We start from the raw sequence: 22,025 nt of genomic DNA, 5'->3' as shown, positions 1-22,025 counted from the left end.
AAAATATTTTCTGAATAAGGAGAAATACGATGATTACCATTCGTGATGTTGCAAAACAAGCTGGCGTATCAGTTGCAACAGTTTCTCGTGTTCTTAATAATGCCTCTTGCAGTGAAAAAGCACGCTTAGCAGTAGAAAGTGCGGTGCAAAAATTAGGTTATTCTCCCAACGCCAATGCACAAGCATTAGCACTACAAACGACAGATACTATCGGTGTTGTAGTAACGGATGTATCAGACCCGTTCTTTGCAATTCTCGTTAAAACAGTGGATCAAGTTGCTTCAGAATATAATAAAACAATTTTAGTGGGTATGGGTTATCACCATGCAGAGAAAGAACGCAGCACCATTGAAACATTACTACGCAAGCGTTGCAGCTGCTTGGTAGTCCATTCTAAAGCGCTTTCTGATGAAGAACTAAAGAATTACTTAGACTATGTACCCGGCATGGTCATTATCAACCGTAATATCAAAGGATATGAAAATCGCTGTGTTAGCCTTGATAACCAAAGAGGTACTTTTTTAGCCACTGAAATGCTGATTAAATTAGGGCATAAACGCATTGGTTATATTGGTTCTAATCATCAAATTAATGATGAACGCGATAGAAAGTTGGGATATTTAACCGCACTTCAGCAATATAAATTACCCATTATTGAAAATAGTGCGGTGCAAAGTACACCTGATTTTGAGGGTGGCGAAGCGGCAATGATTGATTTATTAAGCTATCACTCTGATTTAACTGCGGTTGTTGCTTACAATGACAGCATGGCAGCAGGCGCATTATCTGTCTTACACGAAAACAATATCAATGTACCACACCAATTCTCAATCATTGGTTTTGATGATATGCCAATTTCTCGCCAGCTGGTACCAAAACTAACAACCATTCGTTATCCTATTGATTTAATGGCAAATTATGCCACAAGACTGGCATTAAGTTTGGTGAATAAGGATATTGAAACACCTATTCATACGCAATTTAATCCAACTGTGGTGCGACGTTTTTCTACATCAAGCCATCAATCACAAGATATTTTGTAAACGTTTTCATGTTTTTTCTGATATTGTGAAATAGATCACAGTATTCAAGTAAAAAAAAAGGTATGGTAATACATATTACTCAATGCAGTAACTTGAGTTGTAAAAAAATCTATTGAGTAATCTTACATTTATTCACTTAAAAAGAGGAATATCACTATGAAAAAATCAGTATTAAGTGCAGTAGCGTTAGCTGTAGGTTTAGGTGCATTAACAACATCAGCTCAAGCAGCGGATCGTGTTGGTGTAACTATTTACAAATACGATGATAACTTTATGTCATTAATGCGTAAAGAAATCGAAAAAGAAGCAACGCAATATAAAGGTATTGAATTATTAATGAACGACTCGCAAAATGCACAGTCTGTTCAAAATGACCAAGTTGACGTGTTAATTTCTAAAGGCGTAAAAAGCTTAGCAATCAACTTAGTTGATCCTTCAGCTGCAAAAACCATCATTGGTAAAGCAAAACCTGACAATATTCCAGTGATTTTCTTCAATAAAGACCCTGGCGATAAAGCCATTATGAGCTATGAAAACGCTTATTATGTAGGTACTAACCCACAAGAGTCAGGCGTTATTCAAGGTGACTTAATTGCTAAATACTGGAAAGCGCATACAGAAGCTGACTTAAATAAAGATGGTAAAATCCAGTTCGTATTATTAAAAGGTGAACCGGGTCACCCTGACGCAGAAGCTCGTACTAAATATGTTGTTGAACAATTAAATGCTGTTGGCATCCAAACTGAGCAATTGTTCCAAGATACAGGCATGTGGGATGCAGCGTTAGCAAAAGACAAAATGGATGCATGGTTATCTAGCTCAAAAGCGAAAGACATCGAAGTTATCATTGCAAACAATGATGGTATGGCGATGGGTGCATTAGAAGCAACTAAAGCACATGGTAAAAAATTACCAATCTTTGGTGTGGACGCATTACCTGAAGTATTACAATTAATCCAAAAAGGTGAAATTGCAGGTACCGTATTAAATGATGGCGTGACCCAAGGTAAAGCTATTGTTCAATTATCAAACAACTTAGCCGCAGGCAAACCAATTGCTGAAGGCACAAAATGGGAATTAAAAGATAAAATCTTACGTATCCCATATGTTGGTGTTGATAAAGACAATCTTTCTGAATTCTTAAAATAATCATCCACTTATAGGGGAGAACTGTCTCCCCTTTTGTTTTTATGAGGTTGGATATGACAGCACAAAGGATACAACAAGGTGAAGTGCTACTGACAATGAAAAATGTCAGTAAATCCTTTCCTGGCGTAAAAGCGCTTGATAACGCAAATCTCACTGTAAAATCGCACTCTGTTCATGCCCTAATGGGTGAAAATGGCGCAGGAAAATCGACGCTACTTAAATGTTTATTTGGTATTTATGCCAAAGATGAAGGCGAAATTCTTTTTTTAGGTAACCCCGTCAATTTTAAAACATCAAAAGAAGCCCTTGAAAATGGGATTTCCATGGTTCACCAAGAATTGAACCTCGTTCGCCAACGTAATGTAATGGATAATCTATGGCTTGGTCGCTACCCATTGAAAGGGGTATTTGTTGATCATGCCAAAATGTATCGAGATACAAAAGCCATTTTTGATGAATTAGACATCAATATTGATCCAAAAGAGAAAGTAGCAAATCTTTCTGTTTCACAAATGCAGATGATCGAGATTGCAAAGGCCTTCTCTTATAATGCCAAAATCGTGATTATGGATGAACCGACGTCTTCTCTATCCGAAAAAGAAGTGGAACATCTGTTTAAAATCATTGAGAAATTAAAAGAACGTGGTTGTGGCATTATCTATATTTCGCACAAAATGGACGAAATATTTAAAATTTGTGATGAAATCACGATTTTACGAGATGGTAAATGGATCAACACTGTTGCAGTAAAAGATTCCACCATGGATAGTATTGTATCAATGATGGTAGGACGTGAATTAACCCAACGTTTCCCGCCAAAAACCAATACGCCACAAGAAGTGATTTTGCAAGTTGAAAACCTAACGGCTAAAAATCAACCTTCTATTCAAAATGTCAGCTTTGAACTGCGTAAAGGCGAGATTTTGGGCATTGCAGGACTTGTAGGTGCAAAACGAACCGATATTGTGGAAACCATATTTGGTGTACGCGAACGCGCAAGTGGCGAAATCAAGTTGCATGGCAAAACAATGAAAAATTCCACCGCACTTGAGGCCATTAACAATGGATTTGCACTTGTGACGGAAGAACGTCGCTCTACAGGGATTTATGCCAACCTAAGCATTGAATTTAACTCATTGATTTCCAATATGAAATCCTATATCGCTTCTCTTGGTTTACTCAGCAGTAAAAAAATGAAAAGCGATACACAATGGGTAATTGATTCAATGAATGTAAAAACCCCGTCTCACAAAACAAACATTGGTTCACTTTCTGGTGGTAATCAACAAAAAGTCGTTATTGGCCGTTGGTTATTAACCCAACCCGAAATACTCATGTTAGATGAACCAACTCGAGGCATTGATATCGGGGCAAAATATGAGATTTATCAGTTAATTATGCAACTGGCACAAAAAGAGAAAGGGATTATCATGATTTCATCTGAAATGCCTGAATTATTGGGTGTGACCGACAGAATTCTGGTGATGAGTAATGGTAAAGTCGCTGGCATTGTGGAAACAGCCAACACATCCCAAGAAGAAATCTTGCAATTAGCTGCAAAATATTTATAAAAATAGAAGGAAAGTATTATGTCCGCACTCAATAAAAATAAATCCTTAGATTTTCTGAAACAGAATGCGATTTACTTCGTATTATTGGTGCTTTTGGCAATTATTATTGCACAAGACCCAAGTTTCTTAAGTTTACGCAATTTTAGTAATATTCTGACACAATCATCTGTTCGCTTAATCATCGCACTCGGTGTAGCTGGGTTGCTTGTTACACAAGGGACTGACTTATCCGCTGGTCGTCAAGTGGGTTTAGCAGCGGTGATTTCCGCAACCCTATTACAAGCTATGGACAATATGAATAAGGTATTCCCAAATTTAGGGGAAATACCAATTCCTGTCGTTATCCTCGCAGTTTGTGCAGCGGGTGCAGTAATTGGATTAATCAATGGTTTAGTTATTGCTTATCTGAATGTAACGCCATTTATTGCCACAATGGGGACCATGATTATCGTCTATGGTATTAACTCTCTCTACTACGATGCCGTAGGTTCATCACCAATTGCTGGCTTTAATGACAGTTTTGCAGATTTCACTCAAGGTTTCTTCCGCGTTGGATCATTTAACCTTTCCTACATCACGATTTATGCAGCCATTGCATCTATCATTGTGTGGATTATGTGGAATAAAACACGCTTCGGTAAAAATATCTTCGCTATCGGCGGAAACCCTGAAGCTGCGCGCGTGTCTGGGGTAAACGTAGCACGTAACCTCGTGGTTATTTATATGATCGCTGGGATGTTCTACGGTTTCGGTGGTATGTTAGAAGCAGGTCGTATCGGTTCTGCAACCAACAACTTAGGTTTTATGTATGAATTAGATGCTATCGCCGCTTGTGTGGTAGGTGGTGTATCATTCGCTGGTGGTGTGGGTACCGTTATCGGTGTAGTAACTGGGGTATTAATTTTCACTGTTATCAACTACGGCTTAACCTACATCGGCGTTAACCCATATTGGCAATACATCATCAAAGGTAGCATTATCATCTTCGCAGTAGCAATTGACTCACTCAAATATGCGAAGAAAAAATAATTTCTTTCTATCTAAACCAAAGGACGCTCATCGCGTCCTTTATTTATTTTGGCGCTACGCTGCCACTGCACACAACCCAATAGATGCAATGGATTGTAGGGACATCATTGCGGATATCCATCAATAAAATAAATTAAGATCACTTGACAGCAACATGGCGTCCCTAGATGTTAATTTAAAATTCATGGTGTATGCGCTAGTGATATAATCTATATTCACTTAAAAAGTTGGCAAAAATCCACCGCACTTTTAAGCAAATTGATTCCACAACATGACACCAATGATAATGGCGAGGAATAGAATTAACCAAAACAACTGGACTTTTTGGTTTTGCTTATTTAACTGTTCATTATGCAAACGACGTTGTTCTAACTTCTGACGATACAATGCTAAATCACTTTCTAAAAAAGAGAAACCACAATGAGGGCAGGATTTCGCACTATCGCTGATTTTATGCCGACATTCAGGACATTTTTGTAACGCCATTATGCCTCCTTAATTTGCTTAAATGTAAGGAAATAGTAACAACATACCGCTAAAATCACACAACCACCCATGGTATAAAGCATCGGCGCTGCACTGTCCATTTTCATTAGCGCTACCAGTGAACCAACAGAAGCGCCAATACCAAAACGTACAGTTCCTGCTAAAGAATTTGCAGTGCCTGCCATATTAGGAAATTTTTCCAAAATAGATGCCATTGCATTTGATGAAATTAAGGAATTTTGCCCGACAAATAAGGCGATACCTAGTGCCATTGGCCAAAAACCTAAATCAAACAAAGCCACTAAAATCAACCATAATCCTGCAGCCAATTGAATAGCCAATCCAATTTGTAACATACGTTCAGCGCCCATCTTAAATACCAAACGACCATTTAAAAACGAACCTAACGCTAACACGCTGATATTAAGCATAAAGAAATAACCGAAATTTTCGGGAGCAATACCGTATAAACCGATATACACAATAGAACCGGAAGTAATAAAAGCAAACATACCACCAAATCCTAAACCTGAGGAAAACATATAGCCAAGTACTTCCTTTTGTTTCCATAAGCTCACAAAGTTTTTTGCAATAATATTTAAACGCAATGGAATACGATTTTCTTTTTTATGGGTTTCAGGAATGATCAATGCGACTAAAAGGGTTGCCAAAATACCAATCGCCATAATCACATGAAAAATACTGTGCCAATGCCAGAATTTAATGATATAGCCACCCACAATAGGTGCTAGTAAAGGAGCAACCATAAACACAAGGGTAATAGTGGACATCATTTTTGATAATTCATTTTTGTTAAACAAATCACGTAATAATGCCCCGACTAACACTACTGGCGCCGAACTGAAAAAACCTTGTGCAAAGCGAAGTGCGGTGAAATTTTCAATAGAATTGATACTGGTTAGCACAAAGGAAACGCCAGCACTGATACTCACGCCTAGCAACATAATGGGTTTTCGCCCAAAACTATCCCCCACAGGTCCCCAAAAAAGTTGCCCTGCTGCCATACCAAAGGTAAAAAAAGTGAGCGTATATTGCACTTGTTCTGGACTCACTTCCAAGTCTTTCGCCATTTGTAAAAACGAAGGCAAGTACATATCAATGCCCAAAGGTGGAAGCATTGATAACATGGCTAACGTTAAAATAAATAATGCTCGATTTTTCAATATCATAAAAAATGTTCTACTTCTTCTTGTGTTAAGGCGCGAAAATCACCTTCATCTAATTGTTCATCTAATTGAATATCACCGATTCGCCAACGGTGCAAAGCCACCACTTTATTGCCCAATGCGGCAAACATACGTTTAACTTGATGATAGCGCCCCTCACTAATGGTTAAATTCACATTATAGTCATCAATAATTTCTAACTTCGCTGGCTTTGTAGGATCTTTTTCGCCTCGTAATAAAATGCCTTGCTCACAAGCTTGTTGATAATGGCTTTCAACAGGATCAGCCAAGGTAACCAAATAGGTTTTCTCACAATGGAACTTTGGCGAAGTAATACGATGCGACCATTGTCCATCGTCAGTGAGTAAAACTAATCCTGTGGTATCTACATCTAAACGCCCTGCACTATGCAATTTTCCTGCGAGAGGATAATCAAAAAATTGATAAATGGTCGGATAATCGCCATCATCATTAGAACAAACATAGCCTTGTGGTTTATGTAGCATAAAATATTGAGGGCCATCCAACCATTCCAAAGGCTCGCCTTCAAAAAGAATTTCATCTTCTGCACTCACTTTCCTTGCGCCATTTTTTTCAATTTCTCCGTTAATTTGCACCGCACTTTGACGTAATACTTTGTTGGCTTGTGAGCGCGTTAATCCCGTTTGTTCTGCTAGAAATTTATCTAATCTCATCATGTTATATTGTTCTCCATTATTTATCCGCTATTCTACGCTTCTCATCTAAAAAATTCATCCCACTTTCTCAGTATATAAATCAGAATTCTTTTAACAGAAAATAGGCATTTTTAATGATCTAAATCAAGAATTCTGCTAATATAAGCCCATCTTTATAGACATTTGTCTAAAAAGTAAATAGCACAACTAACGATTAACCTTAGCCCTTGTCGGCTACATCGTCCCTAACAAATTAGCTCTACGATTAAGGAGAATTTTATGGCTTATACTTTACCTGAATTAGGCTACGCCTATGATGCATTAGAACCTCATTTTGATGCACAAACAATGGAAATTCATCACAGTAAACATCATCAGGCTTATGTCAATAATGCAAATGCAGCATTAGAAAGCATCCCAGAGTTTGCTGAATTAGCAGCACAAGGTTGCCCAGGCTCATTCTTGAAAAAACATTTAAGCAATGTACCAGCAGACAAATTTACTGCATTACGTAACAATATCGGTGGTCATGCGAACCACAGATTATTCTGGAAATCATTAAGAAAAGGAACAACCTTACAAGGTTCATTAAAAGCAGCTATCGAACGCGATTTCGGTTCTGTAGACGCATTCAAAGCTGAATTCGAAAAAGCGGCAACAACGCGTTTCGGTTCGGGTTGGGCATGGTTAGTGGTTTCAGATGAAGGTAAATTATCTGTTGTTTCAACTGCAAACCAAGATAACCCATTAATGGGTAAAGAAATTGCAGGTTGTGAAGGCTACCCATTATTTGGTTTAGACGTTTGGGAACACGCTTATTACTTAAAATTCCAAAACCGTCGTCCAGACTACATCAAAGAATTCTGGAATGTAGTTGACTGGGAATTCGCAAATACACGCTTTGACAAAAAAGTGTCTTCTGGTTGCGGTTGCCAAGGTAAATAATTTATTTTATCAATGAAAAATCGGCTCTCAATGAGCCGATTTTTTATACATTCATACACAGATATTTTATTTCAAGAAATTCCTCTAAGCCATAACGAGAGCCTTCCCTTCCCAGACCAGACTGCTTCACGCCTCCAAACGGCGCCATTTCATTAGAAATCACTCCTTCGTTAATTCCAACAAGCCCTACTTCTAAAGCTTCGCTCACTCGCCATACTCGACTTAAATCCTTAGTGTAAAGATAAGCAGCCAAACCAAATTCACTATTATTTGCAAAATCAATCACTTGCTGTTCCGTATCAAACTCGATTAATGGCGCCAAAGGTGCAAAGGTTTCCTCATGGCAAACTTGCATATTCTGAGTAACATTTTCCAAAATAGTTGGCTCAAAGAAAGTACCACCTAATTGATGGCGTTGTCCCCCAAGCCTAATAGTCGCACCTTGTTTTACGGCATCCGCAATATGAGCTTCAATTTTTTGCACCGCACTTTGATTAATTAAAGGACCAATATCCGTTTTAGGATCAGTAAAAATCCCTACTGAAAAAGACCGCACTTTTTGCGCTAATTTGTCGGCAAAAGCACGATAAACACCTGATTGCACATAAATTCGATTAGTACAAACACATGTCTGCCCTGCATTACGGAATTTAGACGCAATCACCGCGTCCACCGCCTGATCTAAATCAGCGTCATCAAATACAATAGAAGGTGCATTGCCTCCTAATTCTAAGCTGAGTTTTTTTACTGTATTGGCGCATTTTGCCATTAAACTTTTGCCCACTTTAGTGGAACCTGTAAAAGTCAATTTACGCACATCTTCACTTTGTGTTAAAACATCACCCACTTCTTCTGCTTTATCCGTTGGTAACACATTGAACACGCCTTGAGGAATACCCGCTTGATGAGCAAGCTCTGCCAATGCCAAAGCAGATAATGGTGTTTCAGGTGATGGTTTAATAATAATGCTACAACCTGCAGCAAGTGCTGGAGCGGCTTTACGCGTAATCATTGCATTAGGAAAATTCCAAGGCGTAATTGCGGCTACAACTCCAACAGGTTGCTTAATCACTAATAAGCGGCGATTTTCTTTATCTTGCGGAATAATGTCACCATAGGCGCGTTTGCCTTCTTCCGCAAACCATTCAATAAAACTCGCACCATAAGCGATCTCGCCACGACTTTCTGCTAAAGGTTTCCCTTGTTCCAAGCTTAGCAAATACGCAAGTTGCTCCTGGTGTTGCATCACTAACTCATACCATTTCATCAGCATTTTTGAACGCGACTTCGCCGTTAATTTCTTCCAGCTTTGCTGTGCAATTTTTGCTGCTTGAATCGCTTGCTCCGTTTGTGTTTGACCAATATTGGCGACCTTCGCAATGAGTTGTCTATCAGCAGGATTGTATACATCAAAGGTTTGCTGATCTTCCGCCTCAACAAATCGCCCATTAATATATGCTTGCGTCCGCAATAAACTTAATTCCATTTTTCACTCCTTTAAAAACAACAAAGCTCGGGCATTACCCAAGCTTTGCAAAAATTATAAATTATTTAACCGCACTTGTGCTTCTTGTCGTTCAAGATCAGATCCTGATTTTATTGCAGTTTCAAAACTCTGTTTAGCAGCTGCTTTATCGCCTTTTGCTAATTGAATTTCACCAGTGATTAACGCTTTACGTCCATCCCAACTTGTATCTTTAACAGAAGTTAATGTTTGCAATGCTTTATCCCATTGTTGCTGCTGCAATTGCACTTCGGCTAAACGGATCGCCGCAATTGAAGCTAAAATGCTATCTGGCGATTGGGCGACAGCTTGGCTTAAAGCTTGTTCTGCAGCTACGTAATCTTGCTTAGTCACTGCCACTTTCGCTTGTTCTAATAATGCAAACGTTGCATAAGCAGTTTTACTATTCTCTTTCACAAAAGCATCAATTTGTGCTTTTTGTGTTGCTTCATCTGCATTTGAATAAATGATTTGATCATATTGCGCCGCAGTTTCTTGGATTTTATTCGCTTGATAACTTTGCCAATAGTTCCAACCTGTTACACCACCAAAACCTAAAACAGCCGCCGCAATAAGCGTTTTGTAGTTTTCTTTCCACCAAGATTTAATTTCATTTAATTCTTGTTCTTCTAAACTGGTATAAGCCATTTTACTTTCCTTTTAAATATGTTGTTCAATATAGGCAACAACTTCATCTAATGCCACAGTTTGCTGCTCGGCACCGCTCAACAAATGTTTGATAACAACTTGTTTATTCTGCACTTCTGTTTCGCCAATCACTATCGCTAAGGTTGCCCCGACTTTATCCGCACGTTTAAATTGCTTTTTAAAGTTACCGCCACTGCAATGCAACATGGTGCGTAAGTGCGGTAAATTTGAGCGAAGTTTTTCAGCCAATTGGAATGCTGCAAGTGTAGTGCCTTCGCCTTGGAAAACCACATAAATATCCACCGCACTTGGTAATGGAATGGCTTTATTCACTTCTTGAACTAATAGCACCAAACGCTCTAATCCCATGGCGAAACCAACGCCTGTCGTCGCATGGCCACCCAATTGTTCCACTAAGCCATCATAACGTCCACCACCGCACACAGTACCTTGCGCACCTAATGCTGTCGTTACCCACTCAAAAACGGTTTTATTATAATAATCTAAACCGCGCACCAGTTTTGGATTGACTTCATATTTAATACCGACTGCATCCAATAATGCACAAAGTTGTGCAAAATGCTCGCGACTATCATCATCCAAATAATCCAACAATTTTGGCGCATCATTAAGCACTTCTTGCAAAGCTTGGTTTTTAGTATCCAAAATACGCAGTGGATTTTTCACTAAGCGTTCTTTTTCTTCATCACTTAACAAATCAATATGTTGTTGCAAGAACGCGACTAAAGCAGAACGATAATTTTGACGTGCTTCTAATGAACCAATAGAATTTAGTTGCAAACTCACGTGCTGATCAATACCTAACTCTTTCCATAAACGCGCCGTTAAAATAATGAGTTCAGCATCAATTTCTGGATTAGGAATACCGAATACTTCCACGCCAGCTTGGTGGAATTGACGGTAGCGCCCTTTTTGTGGACGCTCGTGACGGAACATAGGTCCCATATACCATAAACGTTGTTCTTGGTTATAAATCCAACCATGTTCTATCGCCGCGCGCACGCAGCCCGCTGTACCTTCTGGACGTAAAGTGAGTTGTTCATCATTATCCCAAAAGGTGTACATTTCTTTAGAAACAACATCCGTTACTTCACCAATTGCACGCGCAAAAAGCGGTGTGCTCTCAACAATTGGCATACGTACTTCTGCATAACCATAATTCTGTAAAACTGAGCGCACTTTTCCTTCAATCCATTGCCATAATGGACTTTCAGTTGGGGAACAGTCATTCATTCCGCGAATAGCTTGAATTGTTTTCGCCACGTTATTTTCCTACTTGTAATTCTGTTTAAATAATTCGATTTTTAGGGTCTTGCGCTGCCACTCTGGCGCGAATTTTTGCTTCCAATTGATTAATGAGATCATCATTATCAAAGCGTTCTTTTTGGCGCTCACCATCTAAATAGAAGCCACTTTTTTTGTTGCCACCCGTTACGCCTAAATCAGAAACTAATGCTTCACCTGGACCATTTACCACGCAACCAATAATGGAAACATCCATTGGTGTGATGATATCCTCTAAACGTTGTTCAAGGGCATTCACTGTACCAATTACATCAAATTCTTGGCGCGAACAAGTTGGGCAAGCAATAAAATTAATGCCACGTGAACGAATACGTAATGATTTAAGAATATCAAAACCCACTTTGATTTCTTCCACTGGATCAGCTGCTAATGAAATACGCAAAGTATCACCAATGCCTTCAGCTAAAAGCATGCCTAAACCCACCGCACTTTTTACGGCGCCAGCACGAAAACCGCCCGCTTCAGTAATGCCTAAATGCAAAGGTTGCTTAATAGCTTTGGCTAATAAACGATAACTTTCCACCGCTAAAAACACATCCGAGGCTTTCACGCTCACTTTAAATTGATCAAAGTTAAGGCGATCTAAAATTTCCACATGACGTAACGCCGATTCCAATAAGGCTTCCGGTGTTGGTTCGCCATATTTTTCCTGTAAATCTTTTTCTAAAGAACCTGCGTTCACACCAATACGGATAGGGATATTTTTATCTCTAGCGCAATCTACTACTGCACGAATACGATCTTCACGTCCAATATTACCTGGATTAATACGTAAACAATCCACACCATATTCCGCGACTTTTAAGGCAATGCGATAGTCAAAATGAATATCTGCAACTAGTGGCACATTCACTTGTTGCTTAATTAATTTGAAAGCTTCCGCTGCATCCATTGTTGGCACCGAAACACGCACAATATCCGCGCCAACACGTTCTAAAGATTTAATTTGTGCAACAGTGGCTTCCACATCAGTGGTACGCGTATTAGTCATTGATTGCACTGCAATAGGCGCATCTCCACCGACCGGCACATTTCCCACATAAATTTTTGTCGATTCACGACGTTTAATTGAAGGTTTAAATGATGACATAATTTTTATTGTAATTTGATTCGAGCAACACGACCGTCAATTTTTAACGGATAAGCTTCGCCCTTATAAGTAATTTTCACATTTGCTGGCGCACCAATGGTTAAAGCATAAGGTCCTTTACCATCAAAGGTTAATACTTCACCTTGCTTGTATTCTTTTTGTGCTAAATTTTTACGATTCGCATCTTTTACCGTAATCCAGCTGGTTGCGGCGGTAATTTCGATTTGTAAATCGCCACTTACCACTTTATTTTCTTCTGCGTTGCTTTCAACCGCATTATTTTCCACGTTGGTTGCCTGATTTAAATGCTGACTCAACATGTTTTCAGCGGTAGCAGGGGCAGAATTTTCCATTGCTGGAGCCACTTCTGTGGTTGCAACAGCAGGCACTGTTGTTAGGTCTGGTGCAGCTTCTGTTGTCACAGGTGCTGATGCTACATTTGTATTTTCTACAGCTGGTGTTGTAGGTGGCAATAAGGCTGCATTGGTCTTTTCTGTATTTGTGGTTTGCTCTTCACTTGCTACATAGTTTTGAACCATATTATCTCGTTCAGAGTTAGATTGTTGGTAATTTTCCCACCACCAAAGAGCAGTCATACTTGCAACAACTAAAAGCACTAAACCAGTTAAAATACCTAACCAACGACTATATGAAGCATGAGGCGTCGTCGCACGTCTCACTCGTGCATTACGATTTAAATCATTTTTCGGATCTTCACCAAAGATCGCGTCATTATCCCATAGACTTTCTGGTAATTTTAGAAACTTCGCATAATTACGCACATAACCTTTCATAAAGGTCGCAGGAATATTTTTCTGAATAAATTCATTATTTTCCAAATATTGTAAAATCACTGGGCGTAAATTAATTTTTTCTGCGGCTTCTTCAAGGGTTAAATTTAACCCTTGGCGCGCTTGACGAAACTGCTCACCAAGTGAAAGTACTTGTTCTGCTTGATTTTTTGGTGTATCCATAAGCGAAATTTTTCCAAATTGAAAAGAAATAAAATTCAAGTGAGTAAGTTTAAAGTTGTATCCCCTGTTTTGCAACTTTTATTCACAAAACTCGGGCAAAATACACCGCACTTTTAGGCATTAGAAATACCAAATGACATCACTTCTTCAATGTTTTCCACACCTAAAGCGATCATCAATAAACGATCTACGCCAAGCGCAACCCCGGAGGTATTAGGTAAACCTGATTGCAATGCGGCTAATAATCGATGATCAATATCTCTTACAGGCAATCCCAATTTTTCTCTTAAACGGTTATCCTGTTCAAAACGATGTTGTTGCTCGCTTGCATCCGTTAATTCATGAAAACCATTAGCAAGCTCTAAGCCTTTGTAATAAAACTCAAAACGTTCTGCCACGCGATGATCTTCTGAACTAATTTGCGCTAACGCTGCTTGAGTGGCAGGAAAATGATAAATAGCAACAGGTCTTTTCTGCCCTATTTGAGGTTCAACGACAGTACTAAATAAAAATTGCAACAACACATCTCTGGATTCGTCTTCGTCACAAATAAAATGATACTCTTTAGCTTTAGCAATCAGTTCGGTTTTACTCGCTGAAAGGGGATCTAAACCCACATATTCTTGGAAAGCAAATTGATAACTTAAACTTTCCGCTGGCTCACAATCTAAAATTTGTTGCAATAAATCATCGACTTCATTGATTAAGCGATACATATCAAAGAATGGGCGATACCATTCCAACATCGTAAATTCAGGATTATGTTTTCTGCCGGCTTCTTCATTGCGAAAGACATGACAAATTTGGAAAATGGCACCTGAACCGGCCGCGAGCAAACGCTTCATATGATATTCAGGGCTGGTATTTAGCCATAAGGTTTTCGATTGTTCCGCAAAAGGCGAGCTAAATTCTGTGCTAAAAGTAGCTAAATTCACATCCGTTACACCAAATTCACTGAGAATTGGGGTATCGACTTCAAGTACGCCGCGTTCCGTAAAGAAATGACGGATTTCTGCGATAATTTTTGCTCGTGCGATTAAATTTTTAATTGACGCCGTTGGCTGCCATACAATTTGTTCAGACATATGTTATTCCACTCAAAAATTTCGGCTATTTTACCCGTAATTCAGACAAACAACAAATTGCGACTTATTCTTATTTTTCTTTAAGTGCGGTGAGATTTTGACAGTTTTTGAGATAGATCACATTTCTTTACATTATAGTAAAAAATAGGTAGTAATTTGTTTAAATTTAAGTAACATATCTTTCGATCTTTTCTATTTTTTGGGGGATATTATTGTGCAAATCGTTAATGTAGATATTGCAATTGTTGGTGCTGGTGGTGGCGGTTTACGTTCCGCAATCGCAGCAGCAGAAGCAAATCCAAATTTAAAAATTGCTTTAGTTTCTAAAGTTTATCCAATGCGTAGCCACACAGTTGCCGCCGAAGGTGGTGCAGCTGCGGTAATAAAAGAAGAAGACAGCTACGATAAACATTTCCAAGATACAGTCGCTGGTGGTGACTGGCTATGTGAACAAGATGTAGTTGAATATTTTGTTGAACATTCACCAGTTGAAATGACACAGTTAGAACGTTGGGGTTGCCCTTGGTCTCGTAAAGAAGATGGGGATGTCAACGTGCGTCGTTTCGGTGGAATGAAAATCGAACGTACTTGGTTTGCTGCCGATAAAACCGGTTTCCACTTATTACACACCTTATTCCAAACCTCTATCCAATATCCACAAATTCAACGTTTTGATGAATACTTTGTGTTAGATATTCTGACAGATGATGGTCATGCTTGTGGTTTAGTTGCCATGAATATGATGGAGGGCACATTAGTTCAAATTAACGCGAAAGCCGTTATCATCGCAACAGGCGGTGGTTGTCGTGCGTTCAAATTCAATACCAATGGTGGTATTGTAACTGGTGATGGTTTATCTATGGCATATCGTCATGGCGTACCATTACGTGATATGGAATTCGTTCAGTATCACCCAACAGGTTTACCAAATACGGGTATTCTAATGACCGAAGGTTGTCGTGGTGAAGGTGGTATCTTATTAAATAAAGATGGTTATCGTTATTTACAAGATTATGGTCTAGGACCTGAAACACCAATTGGTAAACCACAAAATAAATATATGGAACTTGGTCCTCGCGATAAAGTTTCACAAGCATTCTGGCAAGAATGGAAAAAAGGTAACACATTGAAAACTGCAAAAGGTGTTGATGTTGTTAACTTAGATTTACGTCATTTAGGCGAAAAATACTTACACGAACGCTTACCATTTATTTGTGAATTAGCACAAGCTTATGAAGGTGTAAACCCTGTTCATGACCCAATTCCAGTTCGTCCAGTCGTACACTACACCATGGGTGGTATTGAAGTCGATTTCAATAGTGAAACACGTATCAAAGGCTTATTTGCAGTAGGTGAATGTGCATCTTCAGGATTACATGGTGCAAACCGTTTAGGTTCTAACTCATTAGCTGAGTTAGTGGTATTAGGTCGCGTCGCAGGTGAATATGCTGCAAGACGTGCACTTGAAAATCATCCTGTCAATCAAACTGCGGTTGATGCACAAGCGCGTGATGTAATTCGTCGTTTAGAAGATTTATACAACCAAGAAGGCACTGAAAACTGGGCAGACATCCGCGAAGAAATGGGTACTGCAATGGAAGAAGGCTGTGGTATTTATCGTGACCAAGCAAGCATGCAAAGTGCGGTGGATAAAATTGCAGAATTAAAAGAACGTTACAAACGTATTCGTATTCAAGATCGCTCAAGCGTGTTCAATACCAATGTGCTTTATACCGTTGAATTAGGTTACATCTTAGATGTTGCACAATCGATTGCAAATTCAGCAATTGAACGTAAAGAATCACGTGGTGCTCACCAACGTTTAGACTATGTTGAACGTGATGATGTGAACTATTTGAAACATACACTTGCGTTCTACAATGAAAACGGTGCGCCTCGTATTGAATACAGCCCGGTGAAAATTACAAAATCACAACCAGCGAAACGTGTGTATGGTGCTGAAGCTGATGCAGCAGAAGCAGAAAAAGCGAAGGAGAATGCAAATGGCTAACCAATCTATTATGAATGTAGAAGTGCTACGCTATAATCCTGAAGTGGACAAAGAACCGTATTTACGCACTTATCAAGTTCCTTATGATAACCAAACTTCTTTATTGGATGCACTCGGTTATATTAAAGATAAACTTGATCCTGAATTGGCTTACCGCTGGTCTTGTCGTATGGCGATCTGTGGTTCTTGCGGTATGATGGTAAATAACAAACCGAAATTAGCTTGTAAAACGTTCTTACGTGATTACAGCGGTCATATGCGCATTGAAGCATTAGCAAACTTCCCTATTGAACGTGACTTAATTGTTGATTTAAGCCATTTCATTGAAAGTTTAGAAGCAATTAAACCTTATATCATTGGCAATAAAATGCCTGAATTAGATGGCAAACCACATCCATCTTCAGAATTAGCGAAAAGCCGTACTAAACAAACACCGAAACAATTGGAAAAATATCGCCAATTCTCTATGTGTATTAACTGTGGTTTATGTTATGCAGCTTGCCCTCAATTTGGTTTAAATCCTGAGTTCGTTGGCCCTGCCGCATTAACACTTGCACATCGTTATAACTTAGACAACCGCGATAGCGGTAAAGATCAACGTATGCCAATCATCAATGGCGACAATGGTGTTTGGTCTTGTACGTTCGTAGGTGCTTGCTCTGATGTATGTCCAAAACATGTTAATCCAGCAGCAGCAATTAACCAAGGCAAATTAGAAAGTGCGAAAGACTATCTAATTTCAATGCTTAAACCAAAAGCATAGGGAGAATGTTATGACTGAATTAGCAAGCAAACGTAAAAAATATGTACGAGAAATGACACCAACTTGGTGGAAAAAAGTCGATTTTTATCGCTTTTATATGCTACGCGAAGCAACAGCTATCCCTACCGTTTGGTTCTGTTTAGTGTTGTTGTATGGCATTGTCTGCCTAGGTAAAGAAAATGGTATGGTAGAAAGTTTCATTCCATTCTTACAAAATCCATTGGTCATTATTTTAAATATTATTTCTTTGGGTGGGTTAATCCTACATGCGATTACGCTATTTGATATGACAGGCGAAGTGATGTCTGGCACAACAGGACTAAAAGCAAGCCTTATCCGTAATGCATTACGCGTTGCTTTTGGTGTAATCAGTGTTCTCACCTTAATTTTATTGTTTATTTAAGGAGGAAATATGGTTAATCAAAATCCAAAGCGTTCAAATGAACCACCTGTATGGTTAATGTTTAGTGCTGGCGGAATGATTAGCGGGTTAGTATTTCCCGTATTAATCCTTGCCATTGGTTTATTACTTCCTTTTGGCATTATTTCGGTAGATAACATCGTTGCATTTGCACACAATTGGTTTGGTAAATTAGTGCTATTAGCCATTACCATTTTCCCAATGTGGGCAGGCTTACACCGACTTCATCATGGTATGCATGATCTGAAAGTACAGGTGCCAGCAGGACATTTCATTTTTTATGGATTAGCGGCGCTTTATTCGATTATCGTGTTCTTAGCAGTCATTGCAATCTAATCCACGACAATTCAAAATAGGCATCAAATGATGCCTATTTTTATTTCATAAACATTATAAAATTCCACCGCACTTTTGTGCTAGAATCAGCTGAATTCTATTATCAAGTTAAGGATAAAATATGACTGGCATTTACAAACTCACAGGCACATTACAGCAATATGCTTGGGGTGGCGAAAATTATATTCCGACATTAATTCAATTCGATAAACAACCTCAACAAACTTATGCAGAATGGTGGCTTGGTGCTCATAATTCCTCACCATCGCAAATTGACATTGACGGAGAAACACAAAGCCTACTTACTTTTTTACGACAAAATCCTTCTGCTCTTGGCACACAAAGTAGAAACACTTTTGGCGATGAACTGCCTTATTTACTCAAAATTCTTGATGTGAAATTACCGCTATCAATTCAGCTACATCCAACGAAAAAGCAAGCTGAAATCGGTTTTGCACAAGAAAATCAACGTGGCATTGACTTAAAAGATCCTAAGCGGACTTATAAAGATAATAATCACAAACCTGAAATGATGATCGCATTATCTGATTTCTGGTTATTACATGGCTTTAAACCAAAAGCAAAAATTATTGAAACCCTACGTCAATATCCGCATTTTGCTCAACTAGCAGATAAATTAGAAACTCAAGACTTACACAGTTTCTATGCTGAGATTATGCAAGCAAACCAATCACAGTTAGAAGGTTGGTTAAATCCAATATTCAGCAGCAATAAATTAGAAAACCTCACGCCAGAAAATCCGGATTATTGGGTGCTTTATAGTTGCGAGGCAATGGAAATCCCTGCCGACAAATTAGATCCTGGTTTAATGTGTTTTTATCTATTCAATATTGTACATGTTAAAAAAGGCGAAGGTATTTTCCAAGATGCGGGAATTCCTCATGCTTATTTGCGTGGACAAAATATCGAATTAATGGCTTGTTCTGATAATGTTATTCGTGGCGGTTTAACACCAAAACACGTGGATATTGACGAATTATTAAAAGTCATTGATTGCAGCGAAGTTATCCCCAAACTAATCCCTCCTGCACCTCAAACCCAAGGCAGTTTTACTTACCAAACTCCCGCAAAAGATTTTGCCTTAGAGAATCTAAATTATCATGCTGAAACCCTAATTAAAGGAACCGCAGATAATACCTCTATCTTATTTGTGATGGAAGGAAAAGTACAGTTACAAGCCAACGGCAAATCCCTAGAGCTCAATCAAGGCGAATCAGCATTTATATGTGCAGAAACGCAATATGAAATACAAGGAATGAAACAAGGATATGCAGTGATTGCAAAACTACCGTAAAATACACCGCACTTTATGGAGTTATAAGGACAAAAAATCCGCTGGCATCAGCGGATTTTATTTTATTCATATTCTTCTAACCAAATGGTTAAAATCGCTTCGAGGATATGCTCGTTGGACGCTTCGGGATCATCATCAAAATCCTCCATTTCAACAATCCATTTATGCATATCAGTAAAACGAACGGTTGTTGGATCTAAATCGGGATTCATATCATACAGATTTTCCGCGATCATGCGTGTATCAGTCCATTTCATTAATGTGCCGCCTCATTTGCATGGTTTAAGTTATATTTTGGAATTTCAACAACTAAATCTTCTTCACCCACAACACATTGACAAGACAAGCGGCTATCCATTTCTAAACCCCAAGCCTTATCTAACATATCTTCTTCTTGATCTGTTGTTTCATTTAGGCTATCGAAGCCCTCTCTAATTACCACATGGCAAGTTGTACAAGCGCAAGAACCATCGCAAGCATGATGAATTTCAACACCGGCATTATGTGCAACATCTAATAAATTCTCACCTGTCGCAGCATCAACGACCATGCCTTCAGGGCAGAATTCTTCATGAGGTAAAAAAACAATTTTTGGCATAATACTTTCCTATAAAATTATAAATTTTCGACTGATTGTCCCGTTAATGCTTTACGAATTGACTTATCCATTCTTCGTGCAGCAAATTCTTGAGTCGCTTGGTCTAAGGCTTTAATTCCTTGTTTGATCGCTAGGGTGTCTGTGCCCTGTTGCAATTCATCCAGAGAAACTAATGCATTTTTGACCGCACTTAATTCTTCTTCATTTAACAATTCTTGATCATCATTCAATGCTGCCAAGACAGCTTCAATAACACGTTTTGCTTCAACTCGTTGTTCCGCTAATAAACGTGCATCAATATCTTGTTTCGCATTTTCCATTGATGATTTTAACATTTGTGTAATTTCATCATCGGTTAAACCATAAGAAGGCTTAACTTGAATTGAGGACTGAATCCCCGTTGATTTTTCCATCGCTGTGACGCTTAATAATCCGTCTGCATCTACTTGATAGGTGACACGAATATGTGCCGCGCCCGCCGCCATAGCAGGAATGCCACGCAAGGTAAAACGCGCTAAAGAACGGCAATCATCTACCATTTCTCGTTCGCCTTGTACAATATGTACTGACATCGCGGTTTGCCCATCTTTAAATGTGGTAAACTCCTGTGCTCTAGCCACAGGGATTGTGGTATTGCGCGGAATGATTTTTTCCACTAATCCACCCATAGTCTCAATACCCAATGAAAGCGGTATCACATCAAGCAGTAACATTTCCGCATCAGGCTTATTACCCACCAAAATATCCGCTTGAATTGCTGCTCCAAGAGCCACAACTCGATCAGGATCAATGGAAGTTAAAGGCTGTTTACCAAATAATTCAGCGACTTTTTCTCTCACAATAGGCACTCGCGTGGAACCTCCCACCATGACAACTTCACGTACTTCATCTAAACTTACATTTGCGTCTTTTAATGCTCGACGGCAAGCAAACAATGAACGTTTCACTAAAAGCGCAACCAATTGATTAAACTGTTCGCGCTGAATTGTGCCTTTCCAATCTTGATAAACAATTTCCGCTTGCAAATTATCTGTTAAAGCAATTTTCGTTTGAGTTGCTAATTCGATTAGCTGACGTTGTTGCTGCGCTGTTTTAGGCTCAATACCAGATTGTTCAATAATCCAATTCATCAGCAATTGGTCAAAATCATCACCACCAAGAGCTGTATCGCCCCCAGTTGACAACACTTCAAACACACCTTTTGATAAACGAAGAATTGAAATATCAAAGGTGCCTCCACCTAAATCATAGACGGCAATTACCCCTTCTTGACCACTATCTAAACCATAGGCAATAGCTGCAGCGGTGGGTTCATTTAATAAACGTAAAACATTGATTCCTGCTAATTTTGCAGCTTCTTTTGTACTTTGACGTTGCGCATCATCAAAATAAGCAGGAACAGTAATCACAGCACCCGATAAGTCGCCAGCCAAGCGTTTTTCTGCAAGTGCGGTTAATTTTTTCAAAATTTCAGCCGACACTTCAATTGGACTGCGTAAACCTTGGCGTGTTTTTAATAAAGGTAAGCCATTCTCACTTGCTTCAAAATCATAAGGTAAATCTGGGCTTTGTTGCTTCACATCCTCAAGGCTACGACCAATTAACCGTTTCACTGAAATAATCGTGTTTAGTGGATCTTTGCTAGCTAACAGAGCAGCTTCATAGCCAACAATTACTTGATCATCTTGAAAATTAACAATGGATGGCGTTAATGGGCGTTCTTGTTCATCAAGTAAAATATCCGCTTGACCATTACGTACCGTTGCGACTAACGAATTTGTTGTACCTAAATCAATCCCTACTGCTAATTTATGCTGATGAGGAGCTGCACTCTGACCGGGTTCTGCAATTTGAAGTAATGCCATTA

At 39.0% G+C, this 22,025-nt stretch carries 22 protein-coding genes; 10 read left to right on the top strand and 12 right to left on the bottom strand.

The features are described 5' to 3' along the window. The first annotated feature begins 29 nt into the window (after positions 1-29). From ACUXZ4_RS03760 to mglC, 4 genes are all read left to right on the top strand, one after another. Positions 30-1,043 (top strand): substrate-binding domain-containing protein, encoded by a 1,014-nt coding sequence (locus tag ACUXZ4_RS03760; protein ID WP_464973705.1) that lies wholly within the window; start codon positions 30-32, stop codon positions 1,041-1,043. A gap of 156 nt (positions 1,044-1,199) precedes the next feature. Further along, positions 1,200-2,192, top strand: coding sequence for a galactose/glucose ABC transporter substrate-binding protein MglB (gene mglB / locus ACUXZ4_RS03755; RefSeq protein WP_464973704.1), 993 nt, complete (start codon positions 1,200-1,202; stop codon positions 2,190-2,192). A 53-nt stretch (positions 2,193-2,245) separates the two neighbouring features. Further along, positions 2,246-3,763, top strand: a complete 1,518-nt coding sequence (gene mglA / locus ACUXZ4_RS03750) for a galactose/methyl galactoside ABC transporter ATP-binding protein MglA (RefSeq protein ID WP_464973703.1) — start codon at positions 2,246-2,248, stop codon at positions 3,761-3,763. 18 nt (positions 3,764-3,781) lie between these two features. Continuing rightward, positions 3,782-4,792, top strand: a complete 1,011-nt coding sequence (gene mglC / locus ACUXZ4_RS03745; protein WP_464973702.1) for a galactose/methyl galactoside ABC transporter permease MglC — start codon at positions 3,782-3,784, stop codon at positions 4,790-4,792. A gap of 249 nt (positions 4,793-5,041) precedes the next feature. Here mglC and ACUXZ4_RS03740 read toward each other — a convergent pair whose 3' ends face one another. Genes ACUXZ4_RS03740 through rsuA form a run of 3 tightly spaced genes read right to left on the bottom strand, consistent with a single transcriptional unit; the run spans position 5,042 to position 7,160 of the window. Beyond that, positions 5,042-5,278: a zinc ribbon domain-containing protein gene (locus ACUXZ4_RS03740; RefSeq protein ID WP_464973701.1), complete on the bottom strand. Its 237-nt coding sequence runs from the start codon at positions 5,276-5,278 to the stop codon at positions 5,042-5,044. After that, complete coding sequence (locus tag ACUXZ4_RS03735; protein ID WP_464973700.1) at positions 5,278-6,468, bottom strand: Bcr/CflA family multidrug efflux MFS transporter; 1,191 nt, start codon at positions 6,466-6,468, stop codon at positions 5,278-5,280. Before ACUXZ4_RS03735 ends, ACUXZ4_RS03740 begins: the two co-directional genes overlap by 1 nt. Further along, on the bottom strand, positions 6,465-7,160 hold the full coding sequence (gene rsuA, locus ACUXZ4_RS03730) for a 16S rRNA pseudouridine(516) synthase RsuA (RefSeq protein ID WP_464973986.1): 696 nt from the start codon (positions 7,158-7,160) through the stop codon (positions 6,465-6,467). Before rsuA ends, ACUXZ4_RS03735 begins: the two co-directional genes overlap by 4 nt. Before the next feature lie 261 nt (positions 7,161-7,421). Between rsuA and sodA the strand changes: the two genes are divergently transcribed. Beyond that, complete coding sequence (gene sodA, locus ACUXZ4_RS03725) at positions 7,422-8,087, top strand: superoxide dismutase [Mn] (protein ID WP_464973699.1); 666 nt, start codon at positions 7,422-7,424, stop codon at positions 8,085-8,087. A gap of 43 nt (positions 8,088-8,130) precedes the next feature. On the opposite strand, the gene ACUXZ4_RS03720 is transcribed toward sodA, so the two are convergent. From ACUXZ4_RS03720 to epmA, 6 genes are all read right to left on the bottom strand, one after another. After that, positions 8,131-9,573: an NAD-dependent succinate-semialdehyde dehydrogenase gene (locus ACUXZ4_RS03720; RefSeq protein WP_464973698.1), complete on the bottom strand. Its 1,443-nt coding sequence runs from the start codon at positions 9,571-9,573 to the stop codon at positions 8,131-8,133. A gap of 54 nt (positions 9,574-9,627) precedes the next feature. Beyond that, positions 9,628-10,239, bottom strand: a complete 612-nt coding sequence (locus tag ACUXZ4_RS03715; RefSeq protein WP_464973697.1) for a YfgM family protein — start codon at positions 10,237-10,239, stop codon at positions 9,628-9,630. 12 nt (positions 10,240-10,251) lie between these two features. Beyond that, positions 10,252-11,523: a histidine--tRNA ligase gene (gene hisS / locus ACUXZ4_RS03710; RefSeq protein WP_464973696.1), complete on the bottom strand. Its 1,272-nt coding sequence runs from the start codon at positions 11,521-11,523 to the stop codon at positions 10,252-10,254. 25 nt (positions 11,524-11,548) lie between these two features. Beyond that, positions 11,549-12,655 carry a flavodoxin-dependent (E)-4-hydroxy-3-methylbut-2-enyl-diphosphate synthase gene (gene ispG / locus ACUXZ4_RS03705; protein ID WP_464973695.1) on the bottom strand — a complete coding sequence of 369 codons (1,107 nt, stop codon included), beginning with the start codon at positions 12,653-12,655 and terminating at the stop codon, positions 11,549-11,551. A gap of 5 nt (positions 12,656-12,660) precedes the next feature. Further along, positions 12,661-13,629, bottom strand: coding sequence for a RodZ domain-containing protein (locus ACUXZ4_RS03700; protein WP_464973694.1), 969 nt, complete (start codon positions 13,627-13,629; stop codon positions 12,661-12,663). A 113-nt stretch (positions 13,630-13,742) separates the two neighbouring features. After that, on the bottom strand, positions 13,743-14,714 hold the full coding sequence (epmA, locus tag ACUXZ4_RS03695; RefSeq protein ID WP_464973693.1) for an elongation factor P--(R)-beta-lysine ligase: 972 nt from the start codon (positions 14,712-14,714) through the stop codon (positions 13,743-13,745). Between the two features lie 214 nt (positions 14,715-14,928). Here epmA and frdA point away from each other — a divergent pair, with 214 nt between their 5' ends. From frdA to manA, 5 genes are all read left to right on the top strand, one after another. Then, positions 14,929-16,725: a fumarate reductase (quinol) flavoprotein subunit gene (frdA, locus tag ACUXZ4_RS03690; RefSeq protein ID WP_464973692.1), complete on the top strand. Its 1,797-nt coding sequence runs from the start codon at positions 14,929-14,931 to the stop codon at positions 16,723-16,725. Beyond that, positions 16,718-17,488 carry a succinate dehydrogenase/fumarate reductase iron-sulfur subunit gene (locus ACUXZ4_RS03685; protein ID WP_464973691.1) on the top strand — a complete coding sequence of 257 codons (771 nt, stop codon included), beginning with the start codon at positions 16,718-16,720 and terminating at the stop codon, positions 17,486-17,488. Before frdA ends, ACUXZ4_RS03685 begins: the two co-directional genes overlap by 8 nt. 10 nt (positions 17,489-17,498) lie before the next feature. After that, positions 17,499-17,891 (top strand): fumarate reductase subunit FrdC, encoded by a 393-nt coding sequence (gene frdC / locus ACUXZ4_RS03680; protein WP_464973690.1) that lies wholly within the window; start codon positions 17,499-17,501, stop codon positions 17,889-17,891. A gap of 9 nt (positions 17,892-17,900) precedes the next feature. Beyond that, positions 17,901-18,245 carry a fumarate reductase subunit FrdD gene (gene frdD, locus ACUXZ4_RS03675; RefSeq protein ID WP_464973689.1) on the top strand — a complete coding sequence of 115 codons (345 nt, stop codon included), beginning with the start codon at positions 17,901-17,903 and terminating at the stop codon, positions 18,243-18,245. A 121-nt stretch (positions 18,246-18,366) separates the two neighbouring features. Next, positions 18,367-19,560 carry a mannose-6-phosphate isomerase, class I gene (gene manA / locus ACUXZ4_RS03670; protein WP_464973688.1) on the top strand — a complete coding sequence of 398 codons (1,194 nt, stop codon included), beginning with the start codon at positions 18,367-18,369 and terminating at the stop codon, positions 19,558-19,560. 62 nt (positions 19,561-19,622) lie between these two features. Here the strand turns inward: manA and iscX are convergent, their stop codons facing one another. The 3 genes from iscX to hscA are packed head-to-tail and all read right to left on the bottom strand — an operon-like array spanning position 19,623 to position 22,023. Further along, positions 19,623-19,817 carry a Fe-S cluster assembly protein IscX gene (gene iscX, locus ACUXZ4_RS03665; RefSeq protein WP_464973687.1) on the bottom strand — a complete coding sequence of 65 codons (195 nt, stop codon included), beginning with the start codon at positions 19,815-19,817 and terminating at the stop codon, positions 19,623-19,625. Next, complete coding sequence (gene fdx, locus ACUXZ4_RS03660; protein WP_464973686.1) at positions 19,817-20,158, bottom strand: ISC system 2Fe-2S type ferredoxin; 342 nt, start codon at positions 20,156-20,158, stop codon at positions 19,817-19,819. The genes iscX and fdx overlap by 1 nt, the downstream gene beginning before the upstream one ends. Positions 20,159-20,175: 17 nt before the next feature. Further along, complete coding sequence (gene hscA / locus ACUXZ4_RS03655) at positions 20,176-22,023, bottom strand: Fe-S protein assembly chaperone HscA (protein WP_464973685.1); 1,848 nt, start codon at positions 22,021-22,023, stop codon at positions 20,176-20,178. Positions 22,024-22,025: the final 2 nt, after the last annotated feature.

This window comes from Reella acinonychis (genome assembly GCF_052828705.1).
Note: the sequence above shows the minus strand (reverse complement) of the source record. Positions and strands in the feature narration are given on the sequence as shown.

What these genes read in the sequence shown, in the direction of transcription:
- ACUXZ4_RS03760 (WP_464973705.1), top strand. Translation starts at nt 30, where the DNA reads ATGATTACCATTCGTGATGTTGCAAAACAAGCTGGCGTATCAGTTGCA.
- mglB (WP_464973704.1), top strand. Translation starts at nt 1,200, where the DNA reads ATGAAAAAATCAGTATTAAGTGCAGTAGCGTTAGCTGTAGGTTTAGGT.
- mglA (WP_464973703.1), top strand. Translation starts at nt 2,246, where the DNA reads ATGACAGCACAAAGGATACAACAAGGTGAAGTGCTACTGACAATGAAA.
- mglC (WP_464973702.1), top strand. Translation starts at nt 3,782, where the DNA reads ATGTCCGCACTCAATAAAAATAAATCCTTAGATTTTCTGAAACAGAAT.
- ACUXZ4_RS03740 (WP_464973701.1), bottom strand. Translation starts at nt 5,278, where the DNA reads ATGGCGTTACAAAAATGTCCTGAATGTCGGCATAAAATCAGCGATAGT.
- ACUXZ4_RS03735 (WP_464973700.1), bottom strand. Translation starts at nt 6,468, where the DNA reads ATGATATTGAAAAATCGAGCATTATTTATTTTAACGTTAGCCATGTTA.
- rsuA (WP_464973986.1), bottom strand. Translation starts at nt 7,160, where the DNA reads ATGAGATTAGATAAATTTCTAGCAGAACAAACGGGATTAACGCGCTCA.
- sodA (WP_464973699.1), top strand. Translation starts at nt 7,422, where the DNA reads ATGGCTTATACTTTACCTGAATTAGGCTACGCCTATGATGCATTAGAA.
- ACUXZ4_RS03720 (WP_464973698.1), bottom strand. Translation starts at nt 9,573, where the DNA reads ATGGAATTAAGTTTATTGCGGACGCAAGCATATATTAATGGGCGATTT.
- ACUXZ4_RS03715 (WP_464973697.1), bottom strand. Translation starts at nt 10,239, where the DNA reads ATGGCTTATACCAGTTTAGAAGAACAAGAATTAAATGAAATTAAATCT.
- ispG (WP_464973695.1), bottom strand. Translation starts at nt 12,655, where the DNA reads ATGTCATCATTTAAACCTTCAATTAAACGTCGTGAATCGACAAAAATT.
- ACUXZ4_RS03700 (WP_464973694.1), bottom strand. Translation starts at nt 13,629, where the DNA reads ATGGATACACCAAAAAATCAAGCAGAACAAGTACTTTCACTTGGTGAG.
- epmA (WP_464973693.1), bottom strand. Translation starts at nt 14,714, where the DNA reads ATGTCTGAACAAATTGTATGGCAGCCAACGGCGTCAATTAAAAATTTA.
- ACUXZ4_RS03685 (WP_464973691.1), top strand. Translation starts at nt 16,718, where the DNA reads ATGGCTAACCAATCTATTATGAATGTAGAAGTGCTACGCTATAATCCT.
- frdC (WP_464973690.1), top strand. Translation starts at nt 17,499, where the DNA reads ATGACTGAATTAGCAAGCAAACGTAAAAAATATGTACGAGAAATGACA.
- frdD (WP_464973689.1), top strand. Translation starts at nt 17,901, where the DNA reads ATGGTTAATCAAAATCCAAAGCGTTCAAATGAACCACCTGTATGGTTA.
- manA (WP_464973688.1), top strand. Translation starts at nt 18,367, where the DNA reads ATGACTGGCATTTACAAACTCACAGGCACATTACAGCAATATGCTTGG.
- iscX (WP_464973687.1), bottom strand. Translation starts at nt 19,817, where the DNA reads ATGAAATGGACTGATACACGCATGATCGCGGAAAATCTGTATGATATG.
- fdx (WP_464973686.1), bottom strand. Translation starts at nt 20,158, where the DNA reads ATGCCAAAAATTGTTTTTTTACCTCATGAAGAATTCTGCCCTGAAGGC.
- hscA (WP_464973685.1), bottom strand. Translation starts at nt 22,023, where the DNA reads ATGGCATTACTTCAAATTGCAGAACCCGGTCAGAGTGCAGCTCCTCAT.